This is a genomic window from Polaromonas sp., assembly GCF_031411155.1.
GTDB lineage: Bacteria > Pseudomonadota > Gammaproteobacteria > Burkholderiales > Burkholderiaceae_C > Polaromonas.
On sequence record NZ_JANOAL010000093.1, the window covers coordinates 1 to 17,682 of the forward strand.

20 protein-coding genes are annotated in these 17,682 nt (G+C 63.2%); 10 read left to right on the forward strand and 10 right to left on the reverse strand.

Going from position 1 to position 17,682, the window contains the following annotated elements; genetic code table 11:
- Positions 1-826, reverse strand: an 826-nt coding sequence (locus RMO23_RS06020) for an AEC family transporter (RefSeq protein ID WP_309679478.1), incomplete at its 3' end; no start/stop codon positions are given.
- 122 nt (positions 827-948) lie between these two features.
- Between RMO23_RS06020 and RMO23_RS06025 the strand changes: the two genes are divergently transcribed.
- Both RMO23_RS06025 and xerD read left to right on the forward strand, forming a co-directional pair.
- Positions 949-1,920 carry a tripartite tricarboxylate transporter substrate binding protein BugE gene (locus RMO23_RS06025; protein WP_309679480.1) on the forward strand — a complete coding sequence of 324 codons (972 nt, stop codon included), beginning with the start codon at positions 949-951 and terminating at the stop codon, positions 1,918-1,920.
- Positions 1,921-2,030: 110 nt separating this feature from the next.
- Positions 2,031-2,933: a site-specific tyrosine recombinase XerD gene (gene xerD / locus RMO23_RS06030; protein WP_309679482.1), complete on the forward strand. Its 903-nt coding sequence runs from the start codon at positions 2,031-2,033 to the stop codon at positions 2,931-2,933.
- Positions 2,934-3,136: 203 nt separating this feature from the next.
- Here the strand turns inward: xerD and RMO23_RS06035 are convergent, their stop codons facing one another.
- The gene (locus RMO23_RS06035; protein ID WP_309679484.1) at positions 3,137-4,432 is read right to left on the reverse strand and encodes a class I SAM-dependent methyltransferase; all 1,296 of its coding nucleotides are present in this window, start codon (positions 4,430-4,432) and stop codon (positions 3,137-3,139) included.
- 83 nt (positions 4,433-4,515) lie between these two features.
- Positions 4,516-5,337, reverse strand: coding sequence for a ferritin-like domain-containing protein (locus RMO23_RS06040; RefSeq protein WP_309679486.1), 822 nt, complete (start codon positions 5,335-5,337; stop codon positions 4,516-4,518).
- A gap of 98 nt (positions 5,338-5,435) precedes the next feature.
- On the opposite strand from RMO23_RS06040, the gene RMO23_RS06045 reads away from it, so the two are divergent.
- Together RMO23_RS06045 and RMO23_RS06050 are read left to right on the forward strand one after the other, a co-directional pair.
- Positions 5,436-5,960, forward strand: coding sequence for a gamma carbonic anhydrase family protein (locus RMO23_RS06045; RefSeq protein WP_309679488.1), 525 nt, complete (start codon positions 5,436-5,438; stop codon positions 5,958-5,960).
- Positions 5,961-6,098: 138 nt separating this feature from the next.
- Positions 6,099-7,067 carry an Hsp33 family molecular chaperone HslO gene (locus RMO23_RS06050; protein ID WP_309679490.1) on the forward strand — a complete coding sequence of 323 codons (969 nt, stop codon included), beginning with the start codon at positions 6,099-6,101 and terminating at the stop codon, positions 7,065-7,067.
- 24 nt (positions 7,068-7,091) lie between these two features.
- Here RMO23_RS06050 and RMO23_RS06055 read toward each other — a convergent pair whose 3' ends face one another.
- Genes RMO23_RS06055 through RMO23_RS06080 form a run of 6 tightly spaced genes read right to left on the reverse strand, consistent with a single transcriptional unit; the run spans position 7,092 to position 12,132 of the window.
- Entirely contained in the window at positions 7,092-7,562 is a 471-nt protein-coding gene (locus tag RMO23_RS06055) for a hypothetical protein (protein WP_309679492.1), read from the reverse strand.
- A gap of 47 nt (positions 7,563-7,609) precedes the next feature.
- On the reverse strand, positions 7,610-7,885 hold the full coding sequence (locus tag RMO23_RS06060) for a septum formation initiator family protein (RefSeq protein ID WP_309679494.1): 276 nt from the start codon (positions 7,883-7,885) through the stop codon (positions 7,610-7,612).
- Positions 7,886-7,942: 57 nt separating this feature from the next.
- Positions 7,943-9,226, reverse strand: a complete 1,284-nt coding sequence (gene eno, locus RMO23_RS06065) for a phosphopyruvate hydratase (protein WP_309679496.1) — start codon at positions 9,224-9,226, stop codon at positions 7,943-7,945.
- A 35-nt stretch (positions 9,227-9,261) separates the two neighbouring features.
- Positions 9,262-9,567 carry a DUF1330 domain-containing protein gene (locus RMO23_RS06070; protein ID WP_309679497.1) on the reverse strand — a complete coding sequence of 102 codons (306 nt, stop codon included), beginning with the start codon at positions 9,565-9,567 and terminating at the stop codon, positions 9,262-9,264.
- Positions 9,568-9,583: 16 nt separating this feature from the next.
- Positions 9,584-10,438: a 3-deoxy-8-phosphooctulonate synthase gene (gene kdsA / locus RMO23_RS06075; protein WP_309679499.1), complete on the reverse strand. Its 855-nt coding sequence runs from the start codon at positions 10,436-10,438 to the stop codon at positions 9,584-9,586.
- 2 nt (positions 10,439-10,440) lie between these two features.
- The gene (locus RMO23_RS06080) at positions 10,441-12,132 is read right to left on the reverse strand and encodes a CTP synthase (protein WP_309679501.1); all 1,692 of its coding nucleotides are present in this window, start codon (positions 12,130-12,132) and stop codon (positions 10,441-10,443) included.
- Between the two features lie 122 nt (positions 12,133-12,254).
- Between RMO23_RS06080 and coaBC the strand changes: the two genes are divergently transcribed.
- The 3 genes from coaBC (at position 12,255) to RMO23_RS06095 (ending at position 14,769) form a co-directional block, all read left to right on the forward strand.
- Positions 12,255-13,571 carry a bifunctional phosphopantothenoylcysteine decarboxylase/phosphopantothenate--cysteine ligase CoaBC gene (gene coaBC / locus RMO23_RS06085; RefSeq protein WP_405041570.1) on the forward strand — a complete coding sequence of 439 codons (1,317 nt, stop codon included), beginning with the start codon at positions 12,255-12,257 and terminating at the stop codon, positions 13,569-13,571.
- On the forward strand, positions 13,568-14,014 hold the full coding sequence (gene dut, locus RMO23_RS06090; RefSeq protein WP_309679503.1) for a dUTP diphosphatase: 447 nt from the start codon (positions 13,568-13,570) through the stop codon (positions 14,012-14,014). The genes coaBC and dut overlap by 4 nt, the downstream gene beginning before the upstream one ends.
- Before the next feature lie 206 nt (positions 14,015-14,220).
- Positions 14,221-14,769 carry a glycine zipper 2TM domain-containing protein gene (locus RMO23_RS06095; RefSeq protein WP_309679504.1) on the forward strand — a complete coding sequence of 183 codons (549 nt, stop codon included), beginning with the start codon at positions 14,221-14,223 and terminating at the stop codon, positions 14,767-14,769.
- Between the two features lie 18 nt (positions 14,770-14,787).
- Here the strand turns inward: RMO23_RS06095 and RMO23_RS06100 are convergent, their stop codons facing one another.
- Positions 14,788-15,312: a peptidylprolyl isomerase gene (locus RMO23_RS06100; RefSeq protein ID WP_309679506.1), complete on the reverse strand. Its 525-nt coding sequence runs from the start codon at positions 15,310-15,312 to the stop codon at positions 14,788-14,790.
- A 14-nt stretch (positions 15,313-15,326) separates the two neighbouring features.
- Between RMO23_RS06100 and RMO23_RS06105 the strand changes: the two genes are divergently transcribed.
- From RMO23_RS06105 to RMO23_RS06115, 3 genes are all read left to right on the forward strand, one after another.
- Complete coding sequence (locus RMO23_RS06105) at positions 15,327-16,523, forward strand: cupin domain-containing protein (RefSeq protein ID WP_309679508.1); 1,197 nt, start codon at positions 15,327-15,329, stop codon at positions 16,521-16,523.
- Positions 16,524-16,565: 42 nt separating this feature from the next.
- Positions 16,566-17,078, forward strand: coding sequence for a hypothetical protein (locus RMO23_RS06110; RefSeq protein ID WP_309679510.1), 513 nt, complete (start codon positions 16,566-16,568; stop codon positions 17,076-17,078).
- A gap of 205 nt (positions 17,079-17,283) precedes the next feature.
- The gene (locus RMO23_RS06115) at positions 17,284-17,637 is read left to right on the forward strand and encodes a hypothetical protein (RefSeq protein ID WP_309679512.1); all 354 of its coding nucleotides are present in this window, start codon (positions 17,284-17,286) and stop codon (positions 17,635-17,637) included.
- Positions 17,638-17,682: the final 45 nt, after the last annotated feature.

Consider the following 17,682-nt stretch of genomic DNA (forward strand, 5'->3'; position numbering starts at 1 on the left):
CGCCGTTGTAACCCATGCGCGCCGCCAGCACATAGGCGCTGGAAGCCGTGGGCAGCGCGGAAAACGCCAGCAAAACCGTGCTTTGGGTGGCTGACAGGCCAAACAGCTGGGTCAAACCCAGCGCCACCAGCGGCAGCAGAAAGTGCTTGATCGCCAGCAACGCCAGCGCCAGCGTTTTGGCTTGCGCCAGGTGGCTGAACTGCATGCCCGCGCCCGCGGCCATCAGGCCCAGCGCCAGCGATGCGGCGCCTATGCGTGTCACCGTGGGCTCCAGCCATACCGGCAGGGTAAAGCCCAGCAGATTGGCCACCAGTCCGCTGGCGGTGGCCAGAATCAGCGGGTTGCGCACCAGTTCGCGCAGAAAGCCGCGCTGGGCGTGCCTGGCCATGGGCCACACCGCGGCCACGTTGGACAGCGGCACGCAGACCCCAATCAGCACCGCAATCAGCAGCACGCCCTGGCTGCCCGCCAGCCGGTCGGCCAGCGCCAAGCCTATGAAGGAGTTGAACCGGAAGGCCACCTGCGCGCTGGCGGCGTGTTCGCGCCTGTCGATGTGGCTGCCCAGCCAGGGCAGGTGCGGCAGGCTGTAGGACAGCGCAATGCCGCTCAGGCTCACCATCAGCCCGGCGGCGATCAGGCTGGACGCGGCCCCCAGATCCAGCGGGCTTTTCACAATCGAATGAAACAGCAGAACCGGAAACAGAAAGAAGTAAACCAGCGCCTCCACCTGCTGCCAGACCGTGCGGTTCAGGGCGGTGTAGCGGCAGATCAGGTAGCCAATGACGATGAGGGAAAAGTCGGGGAAAAGTAGTTGCGCAAAATTCACCCGGCAAGAATAACCGCAAACCCACGCCGGCCTGCGGGTTTGCCCTTATGCGTATTCCACAGGAGCGCGAAACAGGGCTTGCGTTTACCATTCGGGCTGCTTTTTCTCTGAAGGATCTGAACATGCAACGTCGTTTTCTCTTTGCCCTTTCTGCGTTAGCGTTGGCCAGCGCGGCAGGTTCTGCATGGGCCCAGGGCTACCCCAACAAGGTGATCAGGCTGCAGGTGCCGTTTGCGCCTGGCGGCACCACCGACATCGTGGGCCGGGTCATTGCCGATCCGCTGGGCAAGGCGCTGGGCCAGACCGTCATCGTGGAGAACAAGGCCGGCGGCGGCGGTGTGATTGGCGCCACCGAAACCGCGCGCGCCGTGCCCGACGGCTATTCGCTCGGCGTGGCGACGGTGTCCACCACGGCGGCCAACCCGGCGATCAACCCGAAGACGCCGTACAACCCGCTGACGGACTTCACCCCCATCATCAACATAGCGGCAACGCCCAACATCATTGCGGTGCATCCCAGCTTTCCGGCCAGGAACTACAAGGAATTTGTCGCCGAGCTCAAGAAGAACCCGGGCAAATATTCCTACGCCTCGTCCGGCACCGGCGGCATCGGCCACCTGCAGATGGAGTTGTACAAAAACTTGAGCGGCACCTTCGTCACGCACATTCCCTACCGCGGTGCCGGCCCGGCACTGAACGACACGGTGGCCGGCCAGGTGCCGATTATTTTTGACAACATTCCCTCGGCGCTGCCGTTTATCCAGCAAAAGCGTCTGATTCCGATCGTGGTGGCCGCGCCGCAGCGCCTGGCGGTGCTGCCTGACGTGCCGACCTTCAAGGAACTCGGCCTGGAGCCGGTGAACCGCATGGCCTACTACGGCATCGTCGGCCCCAAGGGCCTGCCCAAGGAGGTGGTCGACAAGGTCAGCGCTGGCGTGAAAAAGTCGCTGGAAGACCCGGCGGTTCGCAAACGCATTGAAGACACGGGCTCGCTGATCGTTGCCAATACCCCCGAGCAGTTTGCCGCGCAGATCAAGGCCGAATTTGAGGTTTACAAGAAAGTGGTCGACACCGCCAAGCTCAAGCTGGAATAGGCCAGGCCGGGCAGGCCCTTCCGGCCGGAGCTAAGCTGCTCACGCTGGCTCAGGGTGACACCGGCCGGCGCGGCGGCTTTTTTTGATGGCCATTTGTTATCGTAGGGTCCATGCACGCTCAAAGCCAGGCCAGTATTGACGAATTCATCGATGCCTTGTGGCTGGAGGATGGCCTCTCGAAAAACACGCTGGCGGCCTACCGGCGCGACCTGTCGCTGTTTGCCGTCTGGCTGGCTGCCGAGCCGCAGGGCCGGCGCCGGCTGGACGACACCGGCGAGCTGGATTTGAGCCGCTACTTTTCGGCCAAACACGCCAGCACCAAGGCCACCTCGGCGAATCGGCGGCTGACGGTGTTCAAGCGCTACTTTCGCTGGGCGCTGCGAGAGCGCTTCATCAGCGCCGACCCGACGCTCAAACTCCAATCGGCCAGGCAGCCCTTGCGCGTGCCCAAGCTGATGAGCGAGGCCCAGGTGGAGGCGCTGCTGGCGGCACCGAATGAAGATACCGCACTGGGCCAGCGCGACCGCGCCATGCTGGAGCTGATGTATGCGAGCGGCCTGCGCGTGAGCGAACTGGTGGGGCTCAAGACCTTTCACCTGGGCCTCAATGAAGGCGTGCTGCGGGTGATGGGCAAGGGCAGCAAGGAGCGCCTGGTGCCGTTTGGACAAGTCGCGCGGCAATGGATTGAGCGCTACCTGGCCGGGGCCAGGCCCGACATTCTGGGCGGCCAGCAGACCGACGACCTGTTTGTGACCGGCCGCGGCCAAGGCATGAGCCGGGTCATGTTCTGGATGCTGGTCAAAAAATACGCGCAGCTGGCGGGCATTCATTCGCCGCTGTCACCGCACACCCTGCGCCACGCCTTTGCCACCCATTTGCTCAACCACGGCGCCGACCTGCGCGCCGTGCAGATGCTGCTGGGCCATGCCGATATTTCCACCACCACGATTTACACGCATGTGGCGCGCGAGCGGCTCAAGTCGCTGCACGCCCAGCACCATCCGCGCGGCTGATATGGCCCCCACGGTCGTTCACTGCGTGTAACTCCCTGCCCCCCGAGGGGGCCGCCCGCCTGTGGCCCGGCAAAGCCGGTTCCACGGCTCATGCTGAGTCGAAAAGTTCATGGGCGCCACCCAATGGGGGTGTATTTCACCAGCAAGGGCCGCGGGTCCGGCTTCGCCGGCCCCAGGCGCCGCCCCCTTGAGTGGGGAACGGGCTACACGAAGTGAGCCCGGACGGGGGTGTACATATAGTCGCGGCTGAACGGGTAAACCGACTGCGCGCCCTTGGCGTAGGGCTGACGCGCATCGCCGGTCGGTTTGGTCGCCAGCAGCTGGTGCAGCGACAGCCAGCCCTGCTCAAAACTCATGGCGCTGCCGGCCAGGTAGAGGCGGTAGGCGCGCAGGGTTTTTTCGGCCTGCTCCGGGCCGCCGTCAGCCGCCAGCACCTGGCGTGCTTCCTCGAGCCGGGCCTCCAGCGCGTCTGACCAGTCCCACAGTGTGCGGGCGTAATGCGGACGCAGGTTTTCCGTGTCCACCATCTCCAGCCCGGAGCGCGTCAAGTGCTCCAGCACGGCGCTGACGTGCAGCAATTCGCCTCCGGGGAAGATGTATTTTTCAATGAAGTCGCCCATGCCGGCGCCAAGCTGCCGGTTTTCAAGTCCGCCGGCGGTGATGCCGTGATTCATGACCAGCCCGCCGGGCGCCAGCAGGCGCATGATTTTGCCGAAGTAGGCGCCCATGTTGGCCTGGCCCACATGCTCGAACATGCCGACCGAAGAGATCTTGTCAAACGGGCGGTCCTCGGGCATGTCGCGGTAGTCGCGCAGTTCCATGCGCACGCGCCGGCCCAGGCCTTTTTGCGCAATCAGCTGCTGCACATGGGCATGCTGGTTTTTGGACAGCGTGATGCCGGTGGCGTCCACGCCGTAATGCTCGGCCGCCCACAGCAGCAAGCCGCCCCAGCCGGCGCCAATGTCCAGAAAACGCTCGCCCGGCTGCAGCATCAGCTTGCGGCAGAGATGGTCGAGTTTGGCCTCCTGCGCTTCTTGCAGCGTCGTGGCATCGTCGCTCAGGTTGCGGTAATAGGCGCATGAATAAACCCGGCGCGGGTCCAGCCACAGCGCGTAAAAGGCATCGGACACGTCGTAGTGAAACTGCACCTGCGCGGCGTCCTTGGCGGGCGTGTGGGCCGCCAGCGACCTGGCCCGGCGCAGCAAGCCAGACCACCAGCCGGTGTCGCTTTGCACCGGGTTGCCCGGCAGCAGCCGCGTGACCGCCCGCATCACGTCGCGCATGGCGCCTTCGAGCTGCAGCTTGCCTTCGACATAGTCTTCGGCCAGCGCACCGATCTGGCCTGCCTTCAGGCGGGCAATGCTGGACCAGGAAGAAAAAGACAGTTTGACCGGGGCGTTGGGCGCGCCCAGTTGCTGGCCCTGCGGCAGTTGCAGGGCAACGTCTGCGGGAAGGCGCGGGATATGCGCCTGCAGGTCAGGAACCAGGGGCTGGATCATGGCGAACTCCTCTCTGAGCAATTCCAGTCTAGCGTGCTTCAGCGATTCATGCAGGGCAGGCCGGCACAGTTCTCAAACTGCTCTCAAGCCGCTGCGGACAGCAAGACCAGTTCGTCATCCTCAAACCCGGCCTGGCGTCGGGCGTCGAGGTTCAGTGGCCCCTTCAGTCGCGGGGCGCCATACTGGCTTGCCAGTTGCGCATAAGTTTTGATCGGGTCCAGCCCGCGCTGGTTGCACAGGTGGCGGTACCAATGGTTACCAATTGCCACATGGCCGATTTCGTCGCGCAGGATGATGTCCAGGATTTCGACCGCCCGCAAGGCGGCCGGCGTGCCGACCTTGCGCAGCCTGGCCTGCATCGGCGGGGTCGCATCGAGCCCCCGCGCCTCCAGCGTACGCGGCACCAGCGCCATGCGCGCCAGCACGTCGTGGCTGGTCTTGGCCGTCATGTCCCACAGCCCGGTGTGGGCCGCAAAGTCGCCGTAGTCATGGCCCAGGGTCTGCAGATGGGCCCGCAGCAGGCTGAAGTGCTCGGCCTCTTCGGCAGCGACCGTGAGCCAGTCCAGGTAGTAGGCGCGCGGCATGCCGTCAAAGCGCCAGATCGCATCGAGCGCCAGGTTGATGGCGTTGAACTCGATGTGGGTGACGGCATGCAGCAGCGCGGCCAGGCCCTCACGGGTATGCGGCGAGCGCTTGGGCACGTCCAGGTGCGAGCGCAGTTCGGGCCGCGGCGGACAGCCGGGCAGGCCGGCGGGGGCTGGCAGTTGCGCGCTTGTTGCTATCAAAATGGTAGCTGCTTGACCTCGTAATTCGTGGGCTATAAGCACTTTTCGCCCTGAATTTGGCTCCAGCAGCGCCTCCAGCGCACGCTGGCGCAGTTCGGGCGGAGGTGGCGGGGCAGTCATGGCCCAATTGTCAACCATGGCTTGCCTGCCTGGGCGGGCGCGGCTACTTACAATCGGGCATTCAATCCTTTCCCCTGATTCCGCCCTCAAGGACCGCCATGGCCATTTACCAGCTGGACGATATGAAACCTGCCCTCCACGAATCCGCCTGGGTGGCGGACAGCGCGCAGGTCATGGGCAATGTGGCGCTGGCGCAAGACAGCAGCGTCTGGTTTGGCGTGGTGATTCGTGGCGACACCGAAACCATCAGCGTGGGCCGGGGCTCCAACATCCAGGACAACAGCGTGCTGCACGCCGACGACGGCCTGCCCCTGGTCATCGGCGACAACGTCACGGTCGGCCACCAGGTCATGCTGCACGGCTGCAGCATTGGCGATGGCTCGCTGATCGGCATTCAGTCGGTGGTGCTCAATGGCGCCAAAATCGGCAAGAACTGCCTGGTCGGGGCCGGTTCGCTGGTGACCGAGGGCAAGGAGTTTCCCGATGGCTGCATGATTCTGGGCAGCCCGGCCAAAGCGGTCAAACAGCTTTCCGCAGAGCAGATCGAGGGTTTAAAAATGAGCGCGAAGCACTATGTAGACAATGCCCGGCGTTACAAGGCCGGTCTCAAGAAGATGGCCTGAACCGTACCCAGAGCATGACCAAACCCAACAAATACACCCAAATTTCTAACGCCAGGGCTCCCCTTCCAGCAGGGGCCGCAGGCGCAGCGCCCCCTCGGGGGGCAGCGAACCACACGAAGTGGGGAGCGTGGGGGCCTGATGTCTGAACTCCATAAATTCATCTTTGACGGCCTGCCGGTGCGCGGCATGCTGGTGCGGCTCACCGATTCCTGGCGAGAGATCCTCAAGCGCCGGGTGGCGGCCGGCGGCTATCCGGTGGAGGTCATGCACCTGCTCGGTGAAATGACCGCGGCGGGCGCGCTGATGCAAAGCAACATCAAGTTCAACGGCGCGCTGATCCTGCAGATTTTTGGCGACGGCCCGGTCAAGCTTGCCGTGGCCGAGGTGCAGCCCGATCTGAGCCTGCGCGCCACCGCCACCGTGACGGGGCCGATTGAGGCGGGCAGTTCCCTCAGCGAGCTGGTCAATGTCAACAACGCAGGCCGCTGCGCCATCACGCTGGACCCCAAGGACAAGCTGCCCGGCCAGCAGGCCTACCAGGGCGTGGTGCCGCTGTTTGGCGACCAGCGCGAAAAGATCGAGAACATTGCCGAGGTGCTGGAGCACTACATGCTGCAGAGTGAGCAGCTCGACACCAAGCTGATTCTGGCCGCCGACGGCAGCATGGCGGCGGGCCTGCTGATCCAGCGCCTGCCGGTCACCGGGCAGGGCAACCTGCAAGGGCAGATTGACCGCGATGCCAATGAAGACCAGATTGGCGTCAACGAAGACTACCGGCGCATTGCCCTGCTGGCCAGCACGCTCAAGCGTGAAGAACTGCTGACGCTGGATGCGGACACGATCTTGCGCCGCCTGTTCTGGGAAGAGCCCATCACCCGGTTCGAGCCGCTAAGCCCCAGCTTTGCCTGCAGCTGCTCGCGCGAGCGCGTGGGCAACATGCTGCGCGGCCTGGGCACTGCCGAGGTGGAAGGCATTTTGCGGGAGCGTGGCCAGGTCGAGGTCGATTGCGAGTTTTGCGGCGCCAAGTACGCCTTCGATCCGGTCGACGCGGCGCAGATTTTTACCCACCCGAACCGCCAGCCACCGCCGACCGCCACCGTGCAGTAAGTGCCTCAAAAAGCGCGGGTACAACTAGCCGGCGCGGCTGGCCAGCAGGTCGCTCAGCAGCCGGTGCTCGCAGGTCGGGTCGCTGCATTTGTCGCAGGCCCAGACCCAGGGGCCGGTTTTGCCTTCTGGCGGTCTGACGAGGCCGGCGGCTTGTACTTCTGGAGGCAGCCGGCGCCGAATTTCCCGCAGGGCTTGCTCTAGGCGTTCAGAGGCGTCCCCGTAAATCACCCGGTAGGCCGCGCCCGAAAACGCCAGCGCCGCGCGAATCGACTGGTCTGCGGCCTGCTGCCGGGCCGCCAGTTCCGGGCTTGGCGCCGGCGTGTCCAGCCCCATGAGCAGTGTCAGGTCGTAGTGGGCCAGTTTTGCCGCAAGCGCAGCGGTGCTGGCAAGGTCGACAAGCGTAACGGTTGCCGCGCCATCAAGCGCATGGTTCAGTGCCGCCGCCAGCTGCGTTGTTCCAGTGTGTGGTGCGCCCAGCAGCGCAACTTTCAGCACATTCTTGCCTGACGGGGTGACGCTTTGCAGGCCCTGGCGGACTGGGCTTACTTGGTGATCTGCACAAAGATTTCGTTGGGCTTGACCATGCCCAGCTCGCTGCGTGCCTTTTCCTCGACCATCTCCAGGCCCTCCTTGAGGTCGCGCACCTCGGCCGACAACTGGTCGTTGCCGGCCTGGGCCTGGGCGTTTTTGGCGAGTTGCCCGTCCAGCCGCTGCTGCAGCTCCCGCACGCTGGGAACGCTGCCCCGGCCAATCCAGAGTTGCGCATGAAACAGCACCAGCAGCGCTATCAGGATGGCGGGGATGATGCGGTTTCCCACGGGGCGCCTGGGCTCTGGGGACTCGATCTGGGCGGCGACGGGGCGGGCGCGCGGCGTTTAACGCAGGTTGTAAAACGCTGCGCGACCGGGGTAGGTGGCAATGTCGCCGAGGTCTTCCTCAATGCGCAGCAGCTGGTTGTACTTGGCCATGCGATCCGAGCGGCTCAAACTGCCGGTCTTGATCTGGCCGGCGTTGGTGCCCACGGCAATATCGGCAATCGTCGAGTCCTCGGTCTCGCCCGAGCGATGGCTGATGACGGCGGTGTAACCGGCGCGCTTGGCCATTTCAATCGCGGCAAAGGTTTCGGTCAAGGTGCCGATCTGGTTGATCTTGATCAGGATCGAGTTGGCAATGCCCTTGTCGATGCCTTCCTTCAGGATTTTGGTGTTGGTGACGAACAGGTCATCGCCGACGATCTGCACTTTCTTGCCCAGGCGTTCGGTCAGAATTTTCCAGCCATCCCAGTCGCCTTCGGCCATGCCGTCTTCGATGCTGATGATGGGGTATTTGTCGACCCAGGTGGCCAGGATGTTGGTCCATTCCTCGGCCGACAGGCGCAGCCCTTCGCCCGCCAGCACATACTTGCCGTCCTTGTAAAACTCGGAGGCCGCGCAGTCCAGGCCCAGCGCAATCTGCTCGCCGGCCACAAAGCCGGCCTTGTCAATCGCCTCCAGAATCATCTGGATGGCGGCTTCATGGCTGGGCACGTTGGGCGCAAAGCCGCCCTCGTCGCCCACGGCCACGCTCATGCCCTTGTCATGCAGGATTTTCTTGAGTGCATGAAACACTTCGGCGCCGTAACGCACCGCTTCGCGAAAGCTCGGTGCGCCGACGGGGATGATCATCAGCTCCTGCAGGTCGAGGTTGTTGTTGGCGTGCGCGCCGCCGTTGACCACGTTCATCATGGGCACCGGCATCTGCATGGCGCCGCTGCCGCCAAAGTAGCGGTACAGCGGCAGGCCGGCTTCTTCAGCGGCCGCGCGTGCCACGGCCATGCTGACGGCCAGCATGGCGTTGGCGCCCAGGCGCGATTTGTTGTCGGTGCCGTCCAGGTCAATCAGGGTACGGTCCAGAAAAGCCTGCTCGCTGGCGTCCAGCCCGAGCACGGCCTCGGAGATTTCGGTGTTGATGTGTTCCACGGCCTTGAGCACGCCCTTGCCGAGGTAGCGTGATTTGTCGCCGTCACGCAGCTCGATGGCTTCGCGCGAGCCGGTGGAGGCGCCGGAAGGCACGGCCGCGCGGCCCATGACGCCAGACTCCAGCAGCACGTCGCATTCAACGGTGGGGTTGCCACGGCTGTCGAGAATTTCGCGGCCGACGATATCAACAATTGCGCTCATTATTTTCCTTCGGAAGTAGATGAAGAGAAGAGGTCTCAGACAGGGGCCGCAACGCCCTCGACCAAAACCATGTTAAAAAATTCGGTGGTGCCCAGGCGTTTGGCCCGCGCTGCCCGGTACATCTCGCCATCGTAAAAGGCCTTGGCCGCCGCGTAGCTCGGAAATCGCAACATGGCGATGCGGCTGGGTTGCCACTGGCCTTCCAGCGTCTCGAAGCGGCCCCCGCGCACCAGGTATTCACCGCCTGCCGCGGCCACGGCGGCGGGCGCCACGGCCATGTACTGCTGGTACTGCTCCATATCGGAGATCAGCATGTCAACAAAGATGTAGGCGCAGGGCATGGCGTTCTCCGTGGGGTTAATTGAAATGGTTTTCAAGGTAGCCATTTTTCTTGGTCACCCGGTCCAGTTCCAGCAGGGTTTCGAGCAGCGCCTTCATGTGCTTCAGGGGCACCGCATTGGGGCCGTCGCTCAGGGCTTTGGCCGGGTCGGGGTGGGTTTCCATGAAGAGGCCGGCAATGCCGACCGCCACCGCGGCGCGGGCCAGCACCGGCACCATTTCACGCTGGCCGCCGCTGCTGGTGCCTTGGCCGCCCGGCAGCTGCACCGAGTGCGTGGCGTCGAACACCACCGGCGCGCGGGTCTCGCGCATGATCGCCAGGCTGCGCATGTCGGACACCAGGTTGTTGTAGCCAAAGCTGGCGCCGCGCTCGCAGGCCATGAAACGGTCCTCGTCAAGGCCTTTTTCGCGGGCCGCAGCCCGGGCCTTGTCGATCACGTTTTTCATGTCGCCCGGTGCCAGAAACTGGCCCTTTTTGATGTTGACCGGTTTGCCCGATTGCGCCACCGCATGGATGAAATCGGTCTGGCGGCACAAAAAAGCCGGGGTTTGCAGTACGTCTACGACGGCTGCGACCGTCGCAATCTCGGCCTCGGAATGCACGTCGGTCAGGATCGGCAGGCTCAGTTCGCGTTTGACCTTGGCCAGAATTTCCAGGCCCTTGGCCATGCCGGGGCCGCGAAAGCTGATGCCGCTGGAGCGGTTGGCCTTGTCGTAACTCGACTTGAAAATAAACGGGATGCCGAGCGAGGAGGTGATTTCCTTGAGGGCGCCGGCGGTGTCCATCTGCAACTGCTCCGACTCCACCACGCAGGGGCCGGCAATCAGAAAAAAGGGCTGGTCCAGGCCAATGTCAAATCCGCAGAGCTTCATGGTCAAGCCACCGCTTTCAGGGGCATGGAAGGGGCTTTCTGGTCTACATCTGCCGCGCCGTGCTGCTTGAGTGCGGCAGCGATGTAGGCATTGAACAGCGGGTGGCCATCCCAGGGGGTGGATTTGAATTCAGGATGGAACTGAACGCCCATGTACCACGGGTGAACGTCCTGCGGCAGCTCGACAATCTCGGTCAGCTGCTCACGCTGCGTCAGCGCAGAAATGACCAGGCCCGCCTTGCGCAGGGTGTCGAGGTAGTTGACGTTGGCCTCGTAGCGGTGGCGATGCCGCTCGGTCACCACATCGCCGTAAATCTGGTGCGCCAGCGTGCCGCCGGCGACATCCGAGCTTTGCGCCCCCAGGCGCATGGTGCCGCCCAGGTCAGACTTGGCATCGCGCGTCTTGATGGTGCCGTCGGCGTCTTTCCACTCCGTGATCAGTGCAATCACGGGGTGCGGGCTGGTTGGGTCAAACTCGGTGCTGTTGGCGCCCTTGAGGCCTGCCACATGGCGCGCAAATTCAATGGTCGCCACCTGCATGCCCAGGCAGATGCCGAGGTAGGGCATCTTGCTTTCACGGGCGAAACGGGCGGCGCAGATTTTTCCTTCCACGCCGCGCACGCCAAAACCACCGGGCACCAAAATGCCGTCAAACCGGGCCAGCCGTGACACATTGTCCGGCGTGAGGGTTTCCGAGTCGATGTATTCGATCACCACCTTGGCATGGTTTTTCATGCCGGCATGGCGCAGCGCCTCATTCAGCGACTTGTAGCTGTCGGAGAGGTCCACATACTTGCCGACCATGGCAATGTTGACTTCGGTTTGCGGGTGCTCGGTTTCATAGACCAGGTCGTCCCAGCGCTTGAGGTTGGCCGGTGGCGTGTTCAGGCGCAGCTTGTCGCAGATCAGGCCGTCCAGCCCCTGTTCGTGCAGCATGCGCGGCACCTTGTAGATGGTGTCCACGTCCCACATCGAGATCACGCCCCATTCGGGCACGTTGGAGAACAGCGAAATCTTCTCGCGCTCTTCGTTGGGGATGCGGCGGTCGGCGCGGCACAGCAGCACATCGGCCTGGATGCCGATCTCGCGCAGCTGTTTGGCGGTGTGCTGGGTCGGCTTGGTCTTGAGTTCGCCGGCGGCGGCAATCCACGGCACATAGCTCAGGTGCACGAAAGCGCTGTTGTTGGCGCCCAGGCGCAGGCTCATCTGCCGCACGGCCTCCAGAAAAGGCAGCGATTCAATGTCACCCACGGTGCCGCCGATTTCGACAATGGCGACATCCACCGCATCCGGCGTGTCGAAGCCGGCACCGCGTTTGACGAACTCCTGGATTTCGTTGGTCACATGCGGAATGACCTGCACGGTTTTGCCCAGGTAGTCGCCGCGGCGTTCCTTTTCGAGCACGCTTTTGTAGATCTGGCCGGTGGTGAAGTTGTTGGCCTTGCGCATGCGCGTTTCGATGAAACGCTCATAGTGGCCCAGGTCCAGATCGGTTTCCGCGCCGTCGTCGGTGACAAAAACCTCGCCATGCTGAAAAGGCGACATCGTGCCGGGATCCACATTGAGGTAGGGATCGAGCTTGATTAAAGTGACTTTGAGGCCTCGCGATTCGAGGATCGCTGCCAAGGAGGCTGAGGCGATTCCCTTGCCCAGGGAAGACACCACACCGCCGGTGACGAAGACAAATTTGGTCATGTCAGGTACGAACCGCAAGTTCGCTGAGGTGGTAAACGGGAATTATACGGTTTGCCTGTCGTCTGGCAGGAAGAATGCCGCAAACTGCTACATTGCGGAACATGACCCAACAGGCAAATCACTTGGAACTTGACGTTAAAAATAGCCCGGCTGCTGACCCGCGAGCTGACGAGACGCCGGCGCTGGCCGGCAAGCATCTGGTGCTGGGCCTGTCGGGCGGCATCGCCTGCTACAAGTCTGCCGAATTGTGTCGGGCGCTGATCAAGGCCGGCGCCACGGTGCAGGTGGTGATGACGGAAGCGGCCGAACAGTTCATCACCCCCGTCACCATGCAGGCCCTGAGCGGCCGGCCGGTCTACACCAGCCAGTGGGACAGCCGTGAACCCAACAGCATGGCGCACATCAACCTGTCGCGCGAGGCCGACGCGATTCTGGTGGCGCCCTGCAGCGCCGACTTCATGGCCAAACTTCTGCATGGCCGCGCCGATGACCTGCTCAGCCTGATGTGCCTGGCGCGTCCGATGGACAAGGTGCCTTTGCTGATCGCCCCGGCGATGAACCGCGAGATGTATGCGCATCCGGCGACGCAGCGAAATTTTGTCCAGCTGGAAGCCGACGGCGCCCGCGTGCTGGGCGTGGGCAACGGCTTTCAGGCCTGCGGCGAAACCGGTGACGGCCGGATGCTGGAGCCCGAGCAGTTGCTGGAAGACATCATCGCGTTCTTTGTGCCCAAGGTGCTGGCCGGCCAGCGGGTGCTGATCACCGCCGGCCCGACTTACGAGGCGATTGACCCGGTACGCGGCATCACCAACCTGTCGAGCGGAAAAATGGGCTTTGCCATTGCGCGCGCAGCCCGTGAAGCCGGTGCCGAGGTCACCCTGGTCGCCGGCCCGGTGGCGCTGCCGGCGCCGCGTGGTGTCACCCGTATTGACGTGAAATCTGCACAAAATATGCTGGATGCCGTGACAGGACGGGCGCAGGCAGCTACTATTTTTATAGCAGCGGCGGCCGTCGCTGATTGGCGCCCGGCGCTGGCGGCGGAGCAGAAAATCAAGAAGGATGGCTCCGGCACGCCGCCGCAGCTTGAATTTACCGAGAACGCCGATATTCTGGCGACCTTGGCCCAGTCGCCGGCGGCGCAAGCCGGCCGTCTGTTTTGCGTGGGCTTTGCGGCAGAGAGCCACGACTTGCTGCAACATGCCCAGGCCAAGCGGCTGCGCAAGCAGGTGCCGCTGCTGGTCGGCAACATCGGCCCGGACACCTTCGGCCAGGACGACAATGCGCTGCTGTTGGTGGATGCGAATGGCAGCGCCGAACTGCCCAGGGCTTCCAAGCTGTCGCTGGCGCGGCAGCTGGTGCTCGAAATCGCTAATCGCATTGCAGCAGTCCCTGAGTCGGGTCCATCGGCCCGGCCATCGCCCCAGAAAAACAAGCCATGAAAATTGACGTCAAGATTCTCGATTCGCGCCTGCAGGGCAATCTCCCCGCGTACGCCACCCCAGGCAGTGCCGGTCTGGACCTGCGCGCCTGCCTGGAGGCGCCGCTGAGGCTGGAGCCCAATGCCTGGCAACTGGTGCCCACGGGCATTGCGATCTACCTGCACAACCCTGGCTATGCCGCGCTGATCCTGCCGCGTTCCGGGCTGGGCCACAAGCACGGCATCGTGCTGGGCAATCTGGTGGGCTTGATTGACAGCGACTACCAGGGCCAATTGATGGTCAGCGCCTGGAACCGCAGCGATGTGCCCTTCACCATCGAACCGATGGAGCGGATTGCGCAACTGGTGATCGTGCCCGTGGCGCAGGCCGAGTTCAATGTCGTGAGCGAGTTTGAAGCCAGCCACCGCGGCGAGGGCGGCTACGGATCGACCGGTAAATCCTGAGCGCCTCGGTTTTCGTGCGGCCGGGCGTCAGGCATTTCCTACGCTGCCGGATAGCCAGCTCCCACGAGAGGACGGCTTGGGGCCTCACCCCGCGCTCTGGCTAACGCGCCTGTAATCAAATCCAGAGAACCTTGGCTTATCTGCTCACTGTTTGAGGCGAGCGGATGGCGCCAAGGCTCCAGAGGTTTTATCCACAGGAGACTTTCATGCGCTTCACTTCACGTTCAATTTCAGTCGCTGCTTCCGCAGTATTGCTGGTGGGCCTTGCCGCCTGCGACACCGTGCCGATGTCCTCGCCGGGATCAGCCTATCCGGGTTATCCGACTTCCTCTTACCCCAGCTCGACCTATCCGGCCCAGTATCCGCAGCCGACCTATCCGGCGCAGGCCCAGTACCCGCAAGGCAACTACGTGGAATATGGCCGTGTCAGCAATGTCGAAGTCCTGCGCACCCAGCAGCAGGGCCAGGGCACCGGTTTGGGTGCGGTGCTCGGCGGTGTCGCTGGTGCCGTGGTGGGCAGCCAGATTGGCGGCGGCGACGGGCGCAAAGCGGCGACGGTGGTTGGCGCCGTCGGTGGCGCTGTAGCCGGCAACGCCATTGAAAGGAACCGCAACAGCAATGTCAGGGAAACCTACCGCGTCTCGATCCAGCTCGACAACGGCGTTTCGCGCGCCTATGACGTGCCGGCTTATGGCGAATTGCGTATCGGCGATCGGGTGAGGATTGAAAACGGTCAACTCTACCGTATCCAGTAAAGCCGCTCGGCGCGCTGGCTAGTGCAGCGTGCCGTTGCCGGGCGCCAGCGGTTCCAGCCGAAAAAAGCCGGTGCCCAGTGAGCCCCGGCCGATTTCGGCTTCGCTGGCCGCACGTACCGACTCGACCTTCAGGCTCAGGCGTATGGCGATGCCGGCCAGCGGATGATTGCCATCGAGCACCACATGCTCGGGGTAAATTTCGGTGACGGTATATATCAGTGCCGCCGGTATGTCGGGCGTACAGCCAGCCGGTAAGGCTGCGCCGTCAAAGCTCATGCCTTCCTCCAGTTCGGTCGGGAAGAGTTGTCGGGCTTCCAGAAAAACCAGGTTTTCATCGTAGTCGCCAAACGCGCTTTCCGGGTCAAGGTGCAGCACAAGCGCGTCGCCGGCTTCATGGCCCTGCAACCGCTCCTCAATCTTGGCCAGCAGGTCATTGCCGCCCAGCAAGAATTCAACCGGCTCGTCCAACTCGTCCAGTACTTCGCCCAAAGTGTCTTTCAGCGTCCAGGTCAGGGCGACGACGCATTGCGGGGTGATTTTCATCCGACAATTGTCCCATGGATGTCAATCAACCCCTTGCCCTTCTTGCCGGTTTGACGCCGGTGCAATTCATGCGCCAGCACTGGCAAAAAAAACCGCTTCTGGTGCGTCAGGCCATCGCCGGGTTTCAGCCCCCGCTCAGTCGCCAGGCGCTGTTCAAGCTGGCTGAGCGCGAGCAGGTGGAGTCCCGTCTGATCACCCGGCACGCCCAGGGCTGGCGCATGAAGCAGGGCCCGATGCCGCCCCGCAGCCTGCCGTCCTTGAACAAACCGGGCTGGTCCTTGCTGGTGCAGGGCGTGGACCTGCACGATGCCGGGGCCCACGCCCTGTTGCAGCAGTTTCGCTTTGTGCCCGACGCCCGGCTTGATGACTTGATGATCTCGTTTGCCAGCGCGGGCGGCGGTGTGGGGCCGCACTTTGACAGTTACGACGTCTTCCTGCTCCAGGCCAGCGGCCGCCGGCGCTGGAAGATTGGCCGGCAAAAAGACCTGAGCCTGCAGCCGGGCGTGCCGCTGAAAATTCTGCGGAACTTCGAACCGGAGCAAGAGTTTGTGCTGGAGGCGGGCGACATGCTGTACCTGCCGCCACGTTATGCGCATGATGGCGTCGCCGAGGCAGCCGTGGACGGCAACGGCAAGTCGGCCGACTGCATGACCTATTCGATTGGTTTTCGGGCGCCCGCACAGAATGAGCTGGCGGCGGAGCTGCTGCACCGCCTGGCCGAATTCAGCGAAAACGATGACGATCAGGCTTCTGCGGGCAAGGTTCGCCAGCCGCCCAGGTATCGCGACCCGCGCCAGTCTGCCACCGCGACACCGGCGGCTCTGCCAGAGGGGCTGACCGAATTCGCAGGCAAGGCGGTGCAGCAGGCCTTGAAAGACCCGCTGGCGCTGGCCTGCGCGCTGGGCGAATACCTTACCGAGCTCAAGCCTTCCATCTGGTTTGACGAGCCGCTGGATGCATGGGTGCCGGACGGTGCAGAATCAGGGCAGCTTGGCGTGGCGCTGGACGCCCGCACCCGCATGATGTATGACAGCGACCATGTGTTCATCAACGGCGAAAGCTACCGCGCCAGGGGTGCCGACGCAGCCCTGATGCAGCGGCTGGCAGACCAGCGCAGGCTTTCGGCTTCCGAACTGCGCAAGGCCAGCGCTGCTGCGATTGCCCTGCTCGGTGACTGGCACGAGGCCGGATGGTTGCGGCAAATGCCCTGAGCAGCAAGCTCGACGCTGATGACTCGACCCAGGAGAACAGGCATGGATTCTGACGAAAAACCTGATGTCACGCCGTCCCTGCTGGACGGGCAATTCAGCGGACGCTCCGAATTCACCGAACTGATCCGGCAGGCTTTTGCCATGGCCGCCGGGCAGGGATGGCGCGAAATCATGGTGTCCGACCCCAGCTTTGCAGACTGGCCGCTGGGCGAACGGGCCGTGGTGCAGGCCTTGCACGACTGGTCCAGCAGCGGGCGAAAGCTCACCATGCTGGCCAAAAACTATGACGAGATCGTGAGGCAGCACCCCCGGTTTGTGACCTGGAGGCGCACCTGGTCGCACATTGTCGAATGCCGTGCCAGCGTGACGACGGCCACCGATGACCTGCCAAGCGCCTTGTGGTCGCCGGTCTGGGTGCTGGAGCGCAGGGGTCTGGAGCGCTGCACCGGCATCACCAGCTCGGACGCGGCGAGGCGTGTGGCCCTGCGCGAGCGTCTGAACGAAAGACTTCACAAAAGCACGCTTTCTTTTCCGGCGACCACGCTGGGGCTGTAGCCGGGTTTCCTGTCCGGTAGCAGGGGCCGAGAAGCGAGGGGCAGGCGGGATATCGCGGTGTGGTTTTTTTGAGCTTGCCGCCCGACCCACGCGCCCTGTTTGCCGACTAAGGGTTTTCAGGCTTGTAATAACCGGCATATAATTTAAGGCTGGGTAGAAAGAGCTCGAGTCCTTTCCCCGGTCAAACCTGATTGAAACTTTTGTTTTGGTTAATTTTGACAATTTCCGGAAATTGTTTTCTTCAATATCATCAAGGATCGTACAAATGAACAAGTCACTCGTTTTGGCAGCCCTGGTTGCCGCTGTTGCTCTGGCTGCTTGCGGCAAGAAGGCAGAAGCACCTGCCGCACCTGCTGCTGTTGAGGCTCCCGCTGCTGCTGCTTCGGCCGCTGCTGCTACTGCCAGCGCTGCTGACGCTGTGGCTACTGCTGCTACCGCTGCTGCTTCTGAAGTGGCTGGTGCCGCTTCTGCTGCTGCCGGTTCCGCCGCTGTCGCTGTGGACGCTGCCAATGCTGCTGGCGATGCCGCCAAGAAAGCTGCTGACGCGGCGAAGAAGTAATTCTTTCCTGGTCCCTAAAAAACCGCCTTCAGGCGGTTTTTTTAT